Annotated in this window: 22 protein-coding genes; 1 reads left to right on the top strand and 21 read right to left on the bottom strand. The window is 39.5% G+C overall.

The window, feature by feature from the left end:
- Positions 1-18: 18 nt before the first annotated feature.
- The 18 genes from rpsH to ACK1I8_RS15000 form a co-directional block, all read right to left on the bottom strand.
- Complete coding sequence (rpsH, locus tag ACK1I8_RS14915; RefSeq protein WP_412469379.1) at positions 19-420, bottom strand: 30S ribosomal protein S8; 402 nt, start codon at positions 418-420, stop codon at positions 19-21.
- Positions 421-568: 148 nt separating this feature from the next.
- Entirely contained in the window at positions 569-838 is a 270-nt protein-coding gene (gene rpsN / locus ACK1I8_RS14920) for a 30S ribosomal protein S14 (protein ID WP_039475193.1), read from the bottom strand.
- Positions 838-1,404 carry a 50S ribosomal protein L5 gene (gene rplE / locus ACK1I8_RS14925; RefSeq protein ID WP_138818417.1) on the bottom strand — a complete coding sequence of 189 codons (567 nt, stop codon included), beginning with the start codon at positions 1,402-1,404 and terminating at the stop codon, positions 838-840. The genes rpsN and rplE overlap by 1 nt, the downstream gene beginning before the upstream one ends.
- On the bottom strand, positions 1,401-1,739 hold the full coding sequence (rplX, locus tag ACK1I8_RS14930; protein WP_412466142.1) for a 50S ribosomal protein L24: 339 nt from the start codon (positions 1,737-1,739) through the stop codon (positions 1,401-1,403). Before rplX ends, rplE begins: the two co-directional genes overlap by 4 nt.
- A gap of 1 nt (position 1,740) precedes the next feature.
- Complete coding sequence (gene rplN / locus ACK1I8_RS14935) at positions 1,741-2,109, bottom strand: 50S ribosomal protein L14 (RefSeq protein ID WP_010599900.1); 369 nt, start codon at positions 2,107-2,109, stop codon at positions 1,741-1,743.
- A gap of 1 nt (position 2,110) precedes the next feature.
- Positions 2,111-2,365, bottom strand: a complete 255-nt coding sequence (rpsQ, locus tag ACK1I8_RS14940) for a 30S ribosomal protein S17 (protein ID WP_010599901.1) — start codon at positions 2,363-2,365, stop codon at positions 2,111-2,113.
- Positions 2,366-2,378: 13 nt separating this feature from the next.
- Positions 2,379-2,591: a 50S ribosomal protein L29 gene (gene rpmC / locus ACK1I8_RS14945; protein WP_090984044.1), complete on the bottom strand. Its 213-nt coding sequence runs from the start codon at positions 2,589-2,591 to the stop codon at positions 2,379-2,381.
- A gap of 74 nt (positions 2,592-2,665) precedes the next feature.
- Positions 2,666-3,088, bottom strand: coding sequence for a 50S ribosomal protein L16 (gene rplP, locus ACK1I8_RS14950; RefSeq protein WP_010599903.1), 423 nt, complete (start codon positions 3,086-3,088; stop codon positions 2,666-2,668).
- A gap of 40 nt (positions 3,089-3,128) precedes the next feature.
- Complete coding sequence (gene rpsC / locus ACK1I8_RS14955) at positions 3,129-3,974, bottom strand: 30S ribosomal protein S3 (protein WP_090501104.1); 846 nt, start codon at positions 3,972-3,974, stop codon at positions 3,129-3,131.
- Positions 3,975-3,981: 7 nt separating this feature from the next.
- Positions 3,982-4,344, bottom strand: a complete 363-nt coding sequence (rplV, locus tag ACK1I8_RS14960) for a 50S ribosomal protein L22 (RefSeq protein WP_090984046.1) — start codon at positions 4,342-4,344, stop codon at positions 3,982-3,984.
- A 7-nt stretch (positions 4,345-4,351) separates the two neighbouring features.
- Positions 4,352-4,618, bottom strand: a complete 267-nt coding sequence (gene rpsS / locus ACK1I8_RS14965) for a 30S ribosomal protein S19 (RefSeq protein ID WP_010599906.1) — start codon at positions 4,616-4,618, stop codon at positions 4,352-4,354.
- A complete protein-coding gene (gene rplB, locus ACK1I8_RS14970; RefSeq protein ID WP_412466143.1) occupies positions 4,618-5,442 on the bottom strand; it encodes a 50S ribosomal protein L2 in 825 nt (274 codons plus the stop codon). Before rplB ends, rpsS begins: the two co-directional genes overlap by 1 nt.
- A 20-nt stretch (positions 5,443-5,462) precedes the next feature.
- Entirely contained in the window at positions 5,463-5,753 is a 291-nt protein-coding gene (gene rplW / locus ACK1I8_RS14975) for a 50S ribosomal protein L23 (protein WP_090501098.1), read from the bottom strand.
- A 1-nt stretch (position 5,754) separates the two neighbouring features.
- Entirely contained in the window at positions 5,755-6,384 is a 630-nt protein-coding gene (gene rplD, locus ACK1I8_RS14980; protein ID WP_412466144.1) for a 50S ribosomal protein L4, read from the bottom strand.
- 4 nt (positions 6,385-6,388) lie between these two features.
- Positions 6,389-7,006 (bottom strand): 50S ribosomal protein L3, encoded by a 618-nt coding sequence (rplC, locus tag ACK1I8_RS14985; protein ID WP_039475454.1) that lies wholly within the window; start codon positions 7,004-7,006, stop codon positions 6,389-6,391.
- Between the two features lie 440 nt (positions 7,007-7,446).
- Complete coding sequence (locus ACK1I8_RS14990) at positions 7,447-7,842, bottom strand: DUF1634 domain-containing protein (protein WP_412466145.1); 396 nt, start codon at positions 7,840-7,842, stop codon at positions 7,447-7,449.
- The gene (locus tag ACK1I8_RS14995; RefSeq protein WP_412466146.1) at positions 7,842-8,675 is read right to left on the bottom strand and encodes a sulfite exporter TauE/SafE family protein; all 834 of its coding nucleotides are present in this window, start codon (positions 8,673-8,675) and stop codon (positions 7,842-7,844) included. Before ACK1I8_RS14995 ends, ACK1I8_RS14990 begins: the two co-directional genes overlap by 1 nt.
- A 156-nt stretch (positions 8,676-8,831) precedes the next feature.
- Positions 8,832-10,088 carry an NAD(P)-binding domain-containing protein gene (locus ACK1I8_RS15000; RefSeq protein WP_412466147.1) on the bottom strand — a complete coding sequence of 419 codons (1,257 nt, stop codon included), beginning with the start codon at positions 10,086-10,088 and terminating at the stop codon, positions 8,832-8,834.
- A 168-nt stretch (positions 10,089-10,256) separates the two neighbouring features.
- Between ACK1I8_RS15000 and ACK1I8_RS15005 the strand changes: the two genes are divergently transcribed.
- Positions 10,257-10,868 carry a hypothetical protein gene (locus ACK1I8_RS15005; protein ID WP_412466148.1) on the top strand — a complete coding sequence of 204 codons (612 nt, stop codon included), beginning with the start codon at positions 10,257-10,259 and terminating at the stop codon, positions 10,866-10,868.
- A gap of 284 nt (positions 10,869-11,152) precedes the next feature.
- Here the strand turns inward: ACK1I8_RS15005 and ACK1I8_RS15010 are convergent, their stop codons facing one another.
- The 3 genes from ACK1I8_RS15010 to ACK1I8_RS15020 are packed head-to-tail and all read right to left on the bottom strand — an operon-like array spanning position 11,153 to position 14,721.
- Positions 11,153-12,031: a type IX secretion system membrane protein PorP/SprF gene (locus ACK1I8_RS15010; protein WP_412466149.1), complete on the bottom strand. Its 879-nt coding sequence runs from the start codon at positions 12,029-12,031 to the stop codon at positions 11,153-11,155.
- 11 nt (positions 12,032-12,042) lie between these two features.
- On the bottom strand, positions 12,043-12,546 hold the full coding sequence (locus ACK1I8_RS15015) for a gliding motility-associated C-terminal domain-containing protein (RefSeq protein WP_412466150.1): 504 nt from the start codon (positions 12,544-12,546) through the stop codon (positions 12,043-12,045).
- A 6-nt stretch (positions 12,547-12,552) separates the two neighbouring features.
- Positions 12,553-14,721 (bottom strand): hypothetical protein, encoded by a 2,169-nt coding sequence (locus tag ACK1I8_RS15020; RefSeq protein WP_412466151.1) that lies wholly within the window; start codon positions 14,719-14,721, stop codon positions 12,553-12,555.
- Positions 14,722-14,744 lie beyond the last annotated feature (23 nt).

Consider the following 14,744-nt stretch of genomic DNA (forward strand, 5'->3'; position numbering starts at 1 on the left):
GTGTAGTTCTCCTAAATATTAATAAACGTGACACAATACCTCACCACCAATATTTAATTTGGCTGCTTCTTTATCGGTCATTATGCCTTTAGAAGTAGATAAGATTGCGATACCTAAACCGTTTAATACTCTTGGCATATTTTCAACGCCTGCATACTGTCTCAAACCTGGTTTACTTACTCGCACTAATGTACGAATAGCAGGAACTTTAGTAATCGGATTGTATTTCAAAGCTATTTTAATCGTGCCTTGAACGGTAGTATCTTCAAACTTATAGTTCGCGATGTAACCTTTATCAAAAAGTACTTTTGTAATTTCCTTTTTAAGGTTTGATGCAGGAATTTCTACAACTCTGTGGTTGGCCTTAATGGCATTCCTTACTCTTGTTAAATAATCTGCTATTGGATCTGTATTCATTATTTATTGTTTTTGATAGTGGTTTCCTTCTGCTACCCAGCTGTGGGACCTGCTATCGGTTAAAATTCTTTTAAAAGCAAAAAGACCAAAGCACAAAGACTAAAGCAACATATATCGCTTTAGACTTTGAGCTTTCAGCTTTAAGCTTGTATTACCAAGATGCTTTTTTTACACCTGGTATTTTACCGTCTAGTGCCATTTCGCGGAATGTTACCCTTGAAATACCAAAGGTACGCATATATCCACGAGGACGACCAGTTAATTTACAACGGTTGTGTAAACGTACCGGAGATGAGTTTTTAGGTAATTTATCTAAACCCTCGAAATCTCCTGCAGCTTTTAATGCTGCACGTTTTTCAGCGTATCTAGCTACCAATTTTTGGCGCTTAACTTCGCGTGCTTTTACACCTTCTTTTGCCATTATTCTGCTGTTTTTTGATTTTTAAATGGTAATCCGAATTGTTTCAATAACTCAAGCGCTTCAACGTCAGATTTTGCCGAAGTTACGAAAGTTATATCCATCCCTAAAATTTTATTGATTTTATCGATGTTAATCTCTGGAAAGATGATTTGCTCAGTAACACCTAAAGTATAGTTACCTTTTCCATCAAATCCTTTATCATTAATACCTTTGAAATCACGGATACGAGGCAAAGCTACAGAGATCAAACGATCTAAGAACTCGTACATGTTGTTATCGCGAAGCGTAACGCGCACACCAACTGGCATACCTTTACGCAATTTAAAGTTAGAGATATCTTTCTTTGAACTCGCCGGAACCGCTTGCTGACCAGTAATGGTGGTCAACTCAACGATAGTGGTGTCCATAATTTTTTTATCTGTAACAGAAAAACGACCAACACCCTGATTGATACAGATTTTTTCCAACTTAGGAACCTGCATTACAGTTTTGTACTGAAATTTCTCTTTTAGTGCATTTACAACTTCTTCTTTGTATTTGCTTTTTAATCTAGGTGTAGCCATTATTTAATCTCCTCTCCTGAAATTTTAGCAACTCTAACCAATTTACCATCTGCGTTAGGTTTACGACCTACGCGGGTAGCTTTACCAGATTTTGGATCAACCAACATCAGGTTAGAAATGTGAAGAGCAGCTTCTTTTTTAATAATACCACCGTTTGGATTAGCAGCATTTGGTTTAGTGTGTTTAGATACTAAATTAATGCCTTCTACAATGGCTCTGTTTTTATCTTTTTGTACTGAAAGTACTTTTCCTTGTTGACCTTTTGAATCGCCAGCAATTACTTTAACTAAATCTCCTGTACGGATTTTAAGTTTTGGTGTATTTACTTTGTTTCCCATTTTATAATACCTCCGGTGCTAATGATACGATTTTCATGAATTGTTTTTCACGTAGTTCTCTCGCAACCGGGCCAAAGATACGTGTACCTCTTGGCTCATCCTGTGCGTTCAATAATACAGCAGCATTATCGTCAAAACGGATATAAGAACCATCTTTACGACGGATTTCTTTTTTAGTTCTTACAACAACTGCTTTAGAAACTGTACCTTTTTTGATGTTACCTGAAGGTAACGCGCTTTTTACGGTAACAACTACTTTATCACCAATTGAAGCATAACGTTTGCCGGTTCCACCTAGCACACGAATTACCAATACTTCTTTTGCGCCGCTATTATCAGCAACGTTTAATCTCGATTCCTGTTGTACCATCTTATTTAGCTCTTTCTAAAATTTGTACCAATCTCCAGTTCTTGTTTTTACTCAAAGGACGAGTTTCCATAATCAATACCGTATCACCGATACCGCATTCATTTTTCTCATCGTGAGCCATAAATTTGGTAGTTTTCTTTACGAACTTACCATAAATCGGGTGTTTTACTTTACGTTCCACGCTCACTACAACAGATTTATCCATCTTGTTGCTTACCACTAACCCGGTTCTTGTTTTTCTTAATTGTCTTTCCATGTCGACTCTCAAATTATTTAGTTTCAGTAGCTGACTCCGTGTTTTTCACTTTAGTCAACTGAGTGTTTAAACGGGCTATATCTTTCCTTACTTTTGCAATACGTGAAGGATTTTCTATAGCTGAAATAGTGTGAGCGAACTTTAACTTTGATAAGTTCTCTTTTTCTTCCGCAATCTTAGCTACTAATTCTTCTTTTGAAAGCCCTGTGATTTCTGAATTTTTCATTTTTCTTTTTCTTTTACGTTGAGTGTAGCGGTTATAATAAACAAGTATTTTACAACATTCATCTCAACACTTTACTATGCTTCTACGTAATCTCTACGTACTACGAATTTGGTTTGGATCGGTAATTTCTGAGCAGCTAAACGCAATGCTTCTTTAGCAACTTCCAAAGGCACACCTTCAGCTTCGAAAATTACACGTCCAGGTCTTACAACTGCTACCCAATATTCAGGAGCACCTTTACCTTTACCCATACGCACCTCAGCAGGTTTTTTAGTTACCGGTTTGTCCGGGAAGATCCTGATCCATACTTGGCCTTCACGTTTCATGAAACGGGTTACGGCAATACGGGCAGCCTCGATCTGGCGACTTGTGATCCAAGTTGCCTCTAGAGATTTGATACCGAAAGATCCGAATGCTAATTCAGCTCCACGGGAAGCTAAACCCTTCATTCTGCCTTTTTGCATCTTCCTGAACTTCGTTCTTTTTGGCTGTAACATTTTATTTTGTTCTAATCGTTAAACGATGTTAATAAATCAATTATTTACGAGGACCTCTGTTAGCGCCTGCGCCACCACCTCTGTTTGCACCACCTTGGCCTGGACCACGACCACCGCCTTGGTTTCCACCACGTCTGTCGTTACCACCGCCACGGTTGTCTCTTCCACCACCACGGTTATCTCTTCCACCGAAAGCTGGTTTATCTGATGCGCCTTTAGGACCGTTGTTTGTTGCACCAATGTTTGGAGACAAATCACGTTTTCCATAAACCTCACCTTTACAGATCCAAACTTTAACACCTATTTTACCATAAGTAGTTAAGGCTTCGGCTAATGCGTAGTCGATATCAGCACGGAATGTATGCAAAGGCACTCTTCCTTCTTTGTACTGCTCGGTACGTGCCATCTCAGCACCACCTAAACGACCAGAAGTCATGATTTTGATACCTTCAGCACCCATACGCATGGTTGATGCGATAGAAGATTTCATTGCTCTACGGAATGAGATCCTTGCTTCTAATTGTTTTGCAACACCTTCTGCAACTAATTGTGCATCAAGTTCCGGGCGTTTAATTTCGAAGATGTTAATTTGAATTTCCTTTTTAGTCAGTTTCTTTAACTCTTCTTTGATTTTATCAACCTCAGCACCTGCTTTACCGATTACAATACCCGGGCGAGCAGTATGTATGGTAACGGTGATACGTTTTAACGTACGCTCGATAACCACTTTTGCTACACCACCTTTTGCAATACGGGCAGAAAGGTATTTTCTTATTTTCTCATCTTCAACTAATTTATCGGAGTAGTTGTTGCCACCGAACCAGTTAGAATCCCATCCTTTGATAATTCCTAATCTGGCACCTATTGGATTTGCTTTTTGTCCCATTTCCTAATTAGTTTTGAGTTGTTTCTGTGTTTTTACTATCTACAATCAGCGTTACGTGGTTAGAACGTTTACGAATTCTATATCCACGGCCTTGAGGAGCTGGACGTAAGCGTTTCAACTGACGGCCACCATCAACCATAACTGTTTTAACAAAAAGTTGATTTTCTTCAGGGCGGGCACCTTCATTTTTAGTTTCCCAGTTTTTGATAGCAGATAATAATAATTTCTCAACTTTTATTGCTGCTTCTTTATTGGTAAACTTTAAAATGCTTAATGCTTTTTCTACACGTTCACCTCTGATAAGATCTACAACCAAACGCATCTTACGCGGTGAGGTTGGACAATTGTTTAATTTTGCTACTGCTTCCATTGTCTAATTATTTTTTCTTTTCAGCGTGTCCTCTGAATGTTCTGGTTGGAGCAAATTCTCCCAACTTGTGACCAACCATGTTTTCTGTAACGTACACAGGGATAAATTTATTTCCGTTGTGTACAGCAAATGTATGATTCACGAAATCTGGTGATATCATTGATCTGCGAGACCAAGTTTTGATTACAGACTTTTTGCCTGAATCATTCATAGAGTTTACTTTTTTCTCTACGTTATGGTCAATATAAGGTCCTTTTTTTATCGAACGAGCCATTATTTCTTCCTTCTCTCTATGATGTAACGATTAGAATATTTTTTAAGTTCTCTGGTTTTGTAGCCTTTAGCTAAAACGCCTTTTCTTGAACGTGGGTGACCACCTGATGATCTACCTTCACCACCACCCATTGGGTGATCTACTGGGTTCATCGCTACCGGTCTGGTTCTCGGACGACGGCCCAACCAACGTTTACGACCAGCTTTACCTAATACTTCATTTGCATGATCTGAGTTAGATACCGCACCGATAGTAGCAAGACAACTCGTCAGGATTAAACGGGTTTCGCCTGAAGGCATTTTTAAAGTAGCATATTTACCATCGCGGGCAGCTAATTGTGCATAAGCACCTGCACTACGAGCTAATTGTGCTCCTTTTCCAGGGTGAATCTCCACATTGTGGATAATAGAACCTAATGGAATGTTCGATAATTTTAAAGTGTTACCTACTTCTGGTGATGCTTTATCGCCCGATAATAATACCGAACCAACTTGCAATCCTTCAGGAGCAATGATATAACGCTTCTCGCCATCTGCATAATGTAATAATGCAATGCGGGCAGTACGGTTTGGATCGTATTCAACAGTAGCTACTGTTGCAGGAATATCGAATTTATCGCGTTTGAAGTCGATTAAACGATAAGATTTTTTGTGACCACCACCGATATAGCGCATAGTCATCTTACCTGTATTGTTACGTCCACCAGACTTTTTTGATGATACAACCAATGATTTTTCGGGCTTGGTTGCTGTAATCTCCGTAAAACTAGCACCAACTCTGAAGCGGGTACCTGGAGTAACTGGTTTAAATTTTCTTAAGCCCATAGTTATAATGAATAATTAAATTAAAGGGTTGCGTAATAATCTATTGTTTCGCCGTCTTTTAACGTTACGATTGCTTTTTTGTATTTCGGGCTACGGCCTGATACAAAACCTGCTTTAGTGTAACGAGATTTAGCTTTTCCATCAACAACCATCGTATTAACTGCAACGATGGTTACACCGTACAATTTCTCAATAGCAGCTTTGATTTGGATTTTGTTAGCCTTGTGGTTAACACTGAACGTGAAACGGTTAGATTTCTCAGATAAAGCTGAAGCTTTTTCGGTTAATATTGGTTTTTTTAAAATTTCCATATTACTTGGCAAACGCCTCCTCCAAAGTTTTAACAGAATCAGCAGTTAACACAAGTACACCAGCGTTCAACACGTCATAAGTGTTTAAATCTGCTGCAGAGATTACTTTAGTTTTCTGAACGTTTCTGCTTGATAAATAGATATTATTATTTTGTGCAGGTAAAACCAACAAAGTTTTTTGATCATCTACTTTTAAAGCAGCCAATAAACTTGTGTAGTTTTTAGTTTTAATCGTATCGAAGTTGAAATCTTCTAAAATCACTACGTTATTGTCTTTTGCTTTGTAAGCTAAAGCCGATTTACGTGCCAATGATTTTAATTTCTTGTTCAATTTAAAACTGTAATCACGTGGCTGAGGACCGAAAACACGACCACCACCGTTAAATAACGGAGATTTAATGCTACCGGCACGGGCACCACCTGTACCTTTTTGTTTGTATAGTTTACGGGTTGAACCAGCAATTTCATTACGTTGTTTAGACTTGTGTGTACCTTGACGTTGGTTAGCCAAATACTGTTTTACATCTAAATAAATCGCGTGGTCGTTAGGCTCGATACCAAATACCGATTCAGGAAGTTGCACCTTGGCACCTGTTTCTTTACCTGAAATGTTTAATACTTTAACTTCCATCTGATTATTTGTCTAAGATTACGTAAGAACCTTTAGCTCCTGGAATGGAACCACTAACTACTAATAAGTTTTGCTCAGCATAAACTTTCAAAACCTGTAAGTTTTGAATTTTTACCCTGTCTCCACCTGTTCTTCCTGCCATGCGCATTCCTTTGAATACACGTGAAGGGAATGATGATGCTCCCAATGAACCTGGGGCACGCAAACGGTTATGCTGACCGTGAGTCTGCATACCAACACCGGCAAATCCGTGGCGTTTTACAACACCTTGAAAACCTTTACCTTTTGAGGTACCTACAACATCAACAAAATCGCCTTCTGCAAATGCATCTACAGTTACAACATCACCTAAGTTAAGTGCAGTTGTAAATGAGTTGAATTCTACCAGCTTGCGTTTCGGAGTTGTGTTTGCTTTCGCGAAATGGCCTTTTAACGGTTGAGAAGTGTTTTTCTCTTTTTTCTCATCATATCCTAGCTGAACAGCTGAATACCCGTCTTTTTCTTCGGTCTTTACCTGTGTAACTACACAAGGCCCAGCTTCGATTACAGTACAAGGAATGTTTCTTCCCTCTGCATCGAAAATACTGGTCATTCCTACTTTTTTTCCAATAATTCCTGACATTTTATCTTTTCTTTTTAACACCCATCGAAGCAGTAGGGCTTCGTTCAAGGTGGTTGTACATCCCCCGAAAGGGACGGCAAAGATAGACAAGAATTATTAATTTTCAAATAGTTAGCTAATTATTTTTTCAAATAAATTGCTGATATGATGTGATTTAACTGAAAAATGGATGCAGATCGGCTGTCAACGCGGTTAAAGCAGTAGTTATAGATTTGACTTAAAGCACTTTATCCTTATTTTACAGTACAAAAAACCGGTATGAAATCTAACCTTAACTGATTTCCCGAATCGTTTGGCAAGAATAGTGTATACACCCTGATGTGCTGTTATAAACAGGCACGTCATCCACAAATAAACCATCAAATATAATGGCTTTATCAATGTCGTTTTTAATTGAGCCCATTTCAGGCTGAATAATTAAAACATCGCTATTTGAAAAATCAATGTGCTATTCCGCCGTTTAGGCTAATGGTTATAATGGCTAAAATAATAAATCCTATCAGTACATAAAGATAATCACGCTCAATCAAAAAGCTAAAGATGGCGAAAACGATGCGCGCAATCGGTGTAAAAATAAGCATGAGTATGCCAAATTGTACAATAGCATCGCCCTGAAAACCAGTTACTCCTTTAAATATAGCCACAATGGAAGAAAACTTGCTGACTTCCGGCTTAAAAACGCTATAATCGGTAACGGCTCCTTTGTTATGAACGAGGAAAATGACGCCACCGATTAATACAATAGCCATCGAAATGATTACGCCTGTACGCAAAAGTGTACCCAGAATCACCTGGATATCTTTATCGTCAAGATTTTCTTTTCCTGTTCTACGCATTATAATCCCTTTATTCCTTTATATATCATCTGCAATGCCAGAAAGGTGACTACAATTGCAAATACAATTTTAAGTTTATCTGTTTTGGCCTTCAATAAAACTTTAGATCCTAAAGAGGCACCTGTTAAAACTCCGATACATACCGGCATGGCGATACCGGGATCGATCTGGCCACGGTGCAGATAAACTACTGCACTGGCTGCCGCCGTAACCCCCATCATAAAATTACTGGTTGTGGTTGATACCTTAAAAGGCAAACGCATAATATTATCCATTGCAATTACCTTTAACGCTCCACTTCCGATGCCCAATAATCCTGATAAGGTTCCGGCAAAAAGCATCATTAAAAAACCACCAGGCACATGTTTTACAGTATAGGGATGATCAATACCTTTATCAGGGTAAGACCCGTTGAGTTTAAAAAACCTGGCCCATTTATCAGTATTGTCCAGAGTAGTGTGGTCTACCTTTTTCTTTAAAGTCATGATTGCGGAAAAAATTAAAATACAGCCAAACAGAATAGCAATATAGTTTGCATTGAGATAAACGGCTACAATTGCCCCGCAAATGGCCCCTATAGTAGTGGCGATTTCTAAAAACATTCCGATCCGGATATTGGTGATGCCTTCTTTTACATAAGCGGCAGCCGAGCCCGAAGAGGTAGCGATAACCGAAACAATAGATGCACCAATGGCATAATGGATATCAACCCCTAAAGCTAATGTAAGTAACGGGATAATGATTACCCCACCGCCTAAACCGGTTAGCGAGCCTAACAATCCAGCTAAAAAAGCGCCAAATAAAACGATAATGGTAAACAGCAGTACCGACATACGGGCAAATATAGGGTACTTGCTTTAGCGAAACGAAAGATTTAGGGAATAAAATAAAGTCTATATGTTATATGGAATAGGTAAAATGAGGGATGGAAAATGGATAATGGAAGAGGTTAAAGTGGAAGTTTAATATCAACCATGAGCCATCTTACATTATTTCCCTAATCGTTTGATCATCTCTGCACTCAAATCCCTACCGTCATTCAGCCGGTTCGCAAAAAATGATTTTGCTGCTTCAAAATGTTCCTTGTAACCCTTCAAATCGCCGTAACCGATAATGGATGCCCATTCATGTACCGCCGTATGGAATTCCAAATCATCGCCCCGGATTGATTTATCGTATAATGCCGTATTGATCGATTCTTCCAGCATGGTTTCATTTTTGAAAAGGTATTCGGCAATGCCCAGCCGCAGTTTAAAAGGTGGGGTTTGGCAGATCAGGTTATCGTAAGGATTTACCCCCATTTTATACCAGGCATAAACCATACTCAATAAACTGAGATGCGAATTGGGTTTCTGTTTATGATCGGAATCAGATAGGCTGAACTCTTTCATGATGTTATCATCCAGCAATAAAAGTGAACGGCTCTCCTGAAAAACGAAATCGCGGGCTGCATAAATTTTCTCCCTAAACTCCGATTCATTTTCACAGATCATCAGCTTAAACAGCTCAGACTCTGCCTGTGCATAATATTTTACCTGTTTTTGTGCATAAGGGTTTAAAATGGCCAAACCTGCATAAATGTGAGATTTATAGCTAAAAATCCTCAGGGTGGTTAAAATCTTCACATTATCGATGCCACCGGCGTAGGCCGGATTATCCCAGGGGAAGAAACCGGCATTTTTCCAGGCAGACCCCATACTTTCAAAACCCATATGCGTTACTGCCTGGGTATCGGCCACAATGCGATCGTGTTCGCGGTAATCGTCCATTTCGATAATGTTCGATTTTAAAGATTGATAAACTTCCAATGCCCGGGCATAAACTTCATCGGTAGCCCGGTGACGAACCACTACAAGCGTTTGCCCCTCAGGACTGAAAGCCGGGCCGTGCAGAGAATGGCAGGTTACAATCTGGGTGTCTGGCGGAAGGTGCTTTTCAAAAGCAGCAATTTCAGGATGTTTGACCGATGTTTGGCCCGAAACAATTGCACCATATTTGGTTGAACGCGCAAAGGTAGCCACCACTTCATCAATTCTTTCGGCTTCAACGCAATAAATAATAAAATCAGCTTTACGCGACACCTCATGTCCATCAATTAAAACTTCAACTCCTTTAGGTTCGAGTTCATTTTTTAAATCCGTAAAACGTAAGGGCATATCTGCGCCACATACCTTGTAACCTGCGTTTACAAACGATAAAGCATACAATTTGCCCATATCGCCCATACCAATAATTCCTATTTGCATGAAACAAATGTAACCTATCGTAAATAATTTTATAATAAAACTTAGATAAAATTGTTATTTAGAATGTTAAACGAAAATAATTTTATCGATTTGCCAAATTTTAAACATTTTTTTTAATCGCAAAATGGATAAAATGTAGTTTTACATGCTAATACCTATATTTAAACTATGCAGAAAATTAAACACACCTTATTGTTTTTAGGCGCTATGCTTTTTTTAAACCTTGCATTTGCGCAAAGCACTCCTGACACCACAAAAAATACCGACCCATCGCTAAACGGCCAGTATCAGTTCATGTTAAAAAAATCCAAGAGTTTGTATGGCGCGAAGCTGATTAACCCAAACCGTTTATCTGCTTTATGGAAAAGTGTTAACGATACGCTAAAAAAGGAGCGTAGGCAACTACAGGAGGCCAGGCAGGAAATTAAGACACAAGCCGATCATATTTCAAGTTTAAAAGGCGAGGTTACCGGAAAAGAAAACTCACTGGCCAACGCTACAGCCTCGGTTAACGAAATTAAGTTTTTAGGAATTTCATTTAACAAGGGCACTTATAATACTATGGTTTGGACCATTATTATTGTGCTGGGCATTGGCCTGGCTTTTGTTATTTTTCAATCCGGAAAGTTGAGGCATGAGGCCAAATACAGGACTGAACTTTACCAGGAAGTGGCCGATGAATTTCAGGCGCATAAGGTAAAGGCAAAAGATAAAGAAATGAAACTTGCACGCGAGCTGCAGGACGAGCGTAATAAGTGGGATGAAGGCAGGGGAAGATAATAAGGTCTGGCCACTAACCAACGCAGAAGATATCTTTCTTTTGGTTATATAGCAGAAATCCTAACTAGTGCCAGATGATTACACCTGGCACTACTAAAAATTCAAATCGAAATAACAACTTTTCAATATTTTTGAAAATGATGGGTTCTGTTTTTATGGCGGCCTTCTGTCCCGCTATTCCTCCAAGTCCTCACTCATTACTTCGCTCCGGGCTTTCCGTTCTATCGGGTTTAATAAATAAAGACAGTGCCTGAAAATCTAACAAACACTTGTATAATAGGCCTTTAATTTTTAATGCTGTACTTCAAACCCAACTCAAACTCTCCATTGCTATAACTCAGCATTTTTGAGGTATTGGTGGTGTACTGGAACAAAAGCGAAAATTGGTTTTTGTAAAGAGTACCAAAACCAGCTGTAAAGCTATTGGTGCTATGGTAAATGCTATTAAATATTAATTTATTATCTAATAACTGTACATTAACGCCTGCATCAAAAATACCATTATAATTTTGCACGCCACGATATACCAATTTTGGTTCTAAGCTATTAATTAATTGATCAGTGGTAAATTTGTAACCTGCAGCAATAAAATAGGTAGAACGGTCTACAACATTCCTCATTATATCTCGTTTAAAAAACCGTTTAAGATTTGGTACCGTAGCCTGCAGGGTTAAATTTTCAGTACGATAAGCAGCCCCAAAATCGCCATCCAGGTAGAGTTTGCGATCATTAAAACTATTCAGCACATCATCATCTAAATCGCCTTTAACTTTATTAAAATTCACCGATTCATTCATCATACCGGCAGATACGCCAAAATCGAGAAAATTTGTTCCTCCATTTAAAGGCAGGTGGTAAGCATAGGTTAGCGTAGCCCGGGTACGATTAATGGCGCCCGCTGTTTCGTTATAAAAAAGCACACCTAAACCTACCTTATTGTCAGCCAAACCATAATCGCCGGTAAGGGATTGAATTTTGGGAGCGCCCTCTACCCCTGCCCATTGCATCTTCAGTGCGGCATTGAGGTTTAAGCCTGTTTCAAGGCCGGCCATAGCCGGGTTAGCTAAAAACTGGTTCTGGTAGTAAATGCTCCCCATAGGATTAAGTTGGGCAAATGTTGGTCTAATCAATAAAAACAACAGCGCTACGACATAATATTTCATTTTTCTCCCTGTTATTTTTTATATAAGATTGATATAAAACCTTTAATAGATCCATCTTTACCTAAATCAAGCATGTAATAATAGGTATCTTCCGCTAATGGTTTTCCGTTGAAATAGCCATCCCAATTATTTTGGTAGTTCGCTGTAGCATAAATCATCCTTCCTCCCCGGTCAAAAATGGTAAGTTTATTGTTCGGATACATTTCTAAACCCTTAACTACAAAAAAATCATTTCTACCATCACCATTCGGGCTAAGGATATTATTTATTACCTCAACCTCTGCCGTGGTTTGTATGATCAGAAAAGGCTGCAAAAAACCTTGACTTAACGTGACATTTACTGTCTGAAAAGTTTGTATCACGGCCATTTCACCAATGCTGAAATCATAAAGCTGATTATTGATTTTGCCGTAAGCACTGGCAGTATTGAATATATAGGGTAAGTTCTGTGCCCTCAGCTGATTTCCCCAAAAAAGCACAAACAGATACATGAATGCATAGTATATTTTTCTCATCACCTTTTAGTTTAAAGAGATCCATGTTGCGCCATCACTTTGAATGGTAAAAGTTTTATTTCCGGTAATAGTGGTTAAGCTCGAATCGTCGTTTAATAACACCGGGTTATTCAAGGTTACATCTCCTGATGATGGAGCTTTAATAATTACATATATCCGTCCTTTACAGGAACTGGCAGCCGGAAGATTAAGGTTTACTGCTGCACCTGCATTTTTTATCCTGACGGTATAATGGCTTTCATTCAGGGCTAACGTACCAGCGGCAGTAAAAGTTAGAATACTGGCAGAAACCGAACCATTAACATTTAAAGTACTGGAATTTGCCGGTGCATAGGCAGTAGCTGTTGCCGCTGATATTCCGTTAAGTGTTAGCGAACCACCATTTGTAGCAAAACTACCTGCTATTAAGGGATAGGCGGTATTAGAATTGGCTACTACCAGTGTATTATTTGCGTTTATAGTGTTTCCGGCTGCATTACTCCCGATAAAAATATTACCTGTGCCATTGTTTTTTGATCCTGCACTATAACCTATTGCGGTATTGTTGTCGCCATTGCTAACTTCAAGTGCTAAACTTCCTACTGCTGTATTGGCAACACCAGTACCATTTATCATTAATGTGTGGGTACCCAATGCTGTATTATTAGAGCCAACCGTATTGGCCGATAAAGACTGTGAGCCGAAACCACTATTATTAATGCCGCTGAAATTACGTTGTAACACCTGATAGCCAAATGCACTACTTTCATAACCCGAAATATTTACCGATAATGCTTCTTTTCCGAATGCACTATTGTAAAAACCTGATACGTTTGCGGTAAGTGTTTTGTAACCAAAAGAAATGTTACTTTCTCCTGAATTGCCCAAACGCCCGGATTTTAAACCATTAACCAAAAAGTTGATGGCAACATCATCAGTGTTACCCAAAAAATTGTTGTTCTGATCTATATTTCCGGCATTGCCCTTCAGCGCCCAAGCATTTGCATTAGCAAATAATGCCCTGCTCATCAGTTCCGGCTTTCCAGTTGCGGCATTTGTAATGTATACCTTGTTTGCATCACTAACACCATTGGTAGTTAATTTAGTTACAGTTACAGATTCATCAGCCAGCTTTGGCGTAGTTACTGAACCATCCACAAGCTGAAGCGTGTTCACGGCAGCATCATCTATATTAATATTCTTAATTTCCTTATTCCCAATTTTTACTGAAGTTACTGCGCCATCTGCGAGTTTGGGCATGGTAATGGCGCTATCAGCTATTTTCGAAGTAGTTGCCGCACCATCCGCAAGTTTAACAGTGCTTACTGCACCTACATTGATATCGATTACTACATCCTTAAGTAACGCTGTGGTACCACTGGCACTAATGCTTAAATCAGTTGAGGTTAAAGCCTTGGCACCAGATAGTTGGTTAACGTCCAATGTTACTGGTTTCCATACGGCACCATCAAATAAAAGAACCTGGTTATTGGCTGGTGCAGCTGCATTTAAAGTTTTGCCCTGAATGTTTTGGAGGGTTGGGTTTGGATAATTACCGGTTAAATCGCCTCCGGCAGCTCCGGTTGAAGGACCTACCGGCCCAGTATCACCTTTGTCTCCTTTATCGCCCTTTAAACCAGGTATGCCCTGTAAACCAGCAGCACCGGTATCACCTTTGACGCCCTGTGGGCCTGTTGCACCGGCAATACCCTGTATGCCTTGCGGACCAACTGCACCAGCAGGGCCTTGCGGGCCTGTTGCTCCCGGATCACCTTTCGGTCCTACCGGCCCGTTTGCGGCATACAACGCATAAGGAACGCTTAACAGTTGTGCTGTTCCGGCAAGGGTAAAATTGGCCCCGTTCTCTGGATCGATTTCAACTTTAACAAATTTTAATCCATTCGCCCAGGTCACCCCTGCTATGGTACCGCTTACAGCACTTGCCCCTGCTGATCCAATGGCTACTGCATAGAGGCCCAATCCATTGGTAACCACATTTCTTACTTCCGAATATTGCATAGTACCTGTAGCAGATGCATCCAGTATGCTGATGCGCAGGGCGATATTTTTATTTGCGAGTGGTGTACCATTGGTATTTCTGGCAGCACCTTGATAATTGAATTGTTGTGGAGTTTGTGCGCTGACAGCCAATGCAAAGCCTATGCTTAATAATGTAAACAGTAATTTTTTTTTCATGAAAAGGGATGAGATACATTGAT

Source organism: Pedobacter sp. KLB.chiD, from assembly GCF_047040275.1.
GTDB lineage: Bacteria > Bacteroidota > Bacteroidia > Sphingobacteriales > Sphingobacteriaceae > Pedobacter.

Bases quoted from the DNA above. Each gene is read 5' to 3' on its own strand.
- rplN (WP_010599900.1), bottom strand. From the start codon at position 2,109: ATGGTACAACAGGAATCGAGATTAAACGTTGCTGATAATAGCGGCGCA.
- ACK1I8_RS15015 (WP_412466150.1), bottom strand. From the start codon at position 12,546: ATGAGAAAAATATACTATGCATTCATGTATCTGTTTGTGCTTTTTTGG.
- rplV (WP_090984046.1), bottom strand. From the start codon at position 4,344: ATGGAAGCAGTAGCAAAATTAAACAATTGTCCAACCTCACCGCGTAAG.
- ACK1I8_RS14990 (WP_412466145.1), bottom strand. From the start codon at position 7,842: ATGCGTAGAACAGGAAAAGAAAATCTTGACGATAAAGATATCCAGGTG.
- rpsS (WP_010599906.1), bottom strand. From the start codon at position 4,618: ATGGCTCGTTCGATAAAAAAAGGACCTTATATTGACCATAACGTAGAG.
- rpsQ (WP_010599901.1), bottom strand. From the start codon at position 2,365: ATGGAAAGACAATTAAGAAAAACAAGAACCGGGTTAGTGGTAAGCAAC.
- ACK1I8_RS15005 (WP_412466148.1), top strand. From the start codon at position 10,257: ATGCAGAAAATTAAACACACCTTATTGTTTTTAGGCGCTATGCTTTTT.
- rpsC (WP_090501104.1), bottom strand. From the start codon at position 3,974: ATGGGACAAAAAGCAAATCCAATAGGTGCCAGATTAGGAATTATCAAA.
- rplP (WP_010599903.1), bottom strand. From the start codon at position 3,088: ATGTTACAGCCAAAAAGAACGAAGTTCAGGAAGATGCAAAAAGGCAGA.
- rplC (WP_039475454.1), bottom strand. From the start codon at position 7,006: ATGTCAGGAATTATTGGAAAAAAAGTAGGAATGACCAGTATTTTCGAT.
- rpsN (WP_039475193.1), bottom strand. From the start codon at position 838: ATGGCAAAAGAAGGTGTAAAAGCACGCGAAGTTAAGCGCCAAAAATTG.
- rpmC (WP_090984044.1), bottom strand. From the start codon at position 2,591: ATGAAAAATTCAGAAATCACAGGGCTTTCAAAAGAAGAATTAGTAGCT.
- rplX (WP_412466142.1), bottom strand. From the start codon at position 1,739: ATGGGAAACAAAGTAAATACACCAAAACTTAAAATCCGTACAGGAGAT.
- ACK1I8_RS15020 (WP_412466151.1), bottom strand. From the start codon at position 14,721: ATGAAAAAAAAATTACTGTTTACATTATTAAGCATAGGCTTTGCATTG.
- ACK1I8_RS15000 (WP_412466147.1), bottom strand. From the start codon at position 10,088: ATGCAAATAGGAATTATTGGTATGGGCGATATGGGCAAATTGTATGCT.
- ACK1I8_RS14995 (WP_412466146.1), bottom strand. From the start codon at position 8,675: ATGTCGGTACTGCTGTTTACCATTATCGTTTTATTTGGCGCTTTTTTA.
- rplW (WP_090501098.1), bottom strand. From the start codon at position 5,753: ATGGAAATTTTAAAAAAACCAATATTAACCGAAAAAGCTTCAGCTTTA.
- ACK1I8_RS15010 (WP_412466149.1), bottom strand. From the start codon at position 12,031: ATGAAATATTATGTCGTAGCGCTGTTGTTTTTATTGATTAGACCAACA.
- rplD (WP_412466144.1), bottom strand. From the start codon at position 6,384: ATGGAAGTTAAAGTATTAAACATTTCAGGTAAAGAAACAGGTGCCAAG.
- rplB (WP_412466143.1), bottom strand. From the start codon at position 5,442: ATGGGCTTAAGAAAATTTAAACCAGTTACTCCAGGTACCCGCTTCAGA.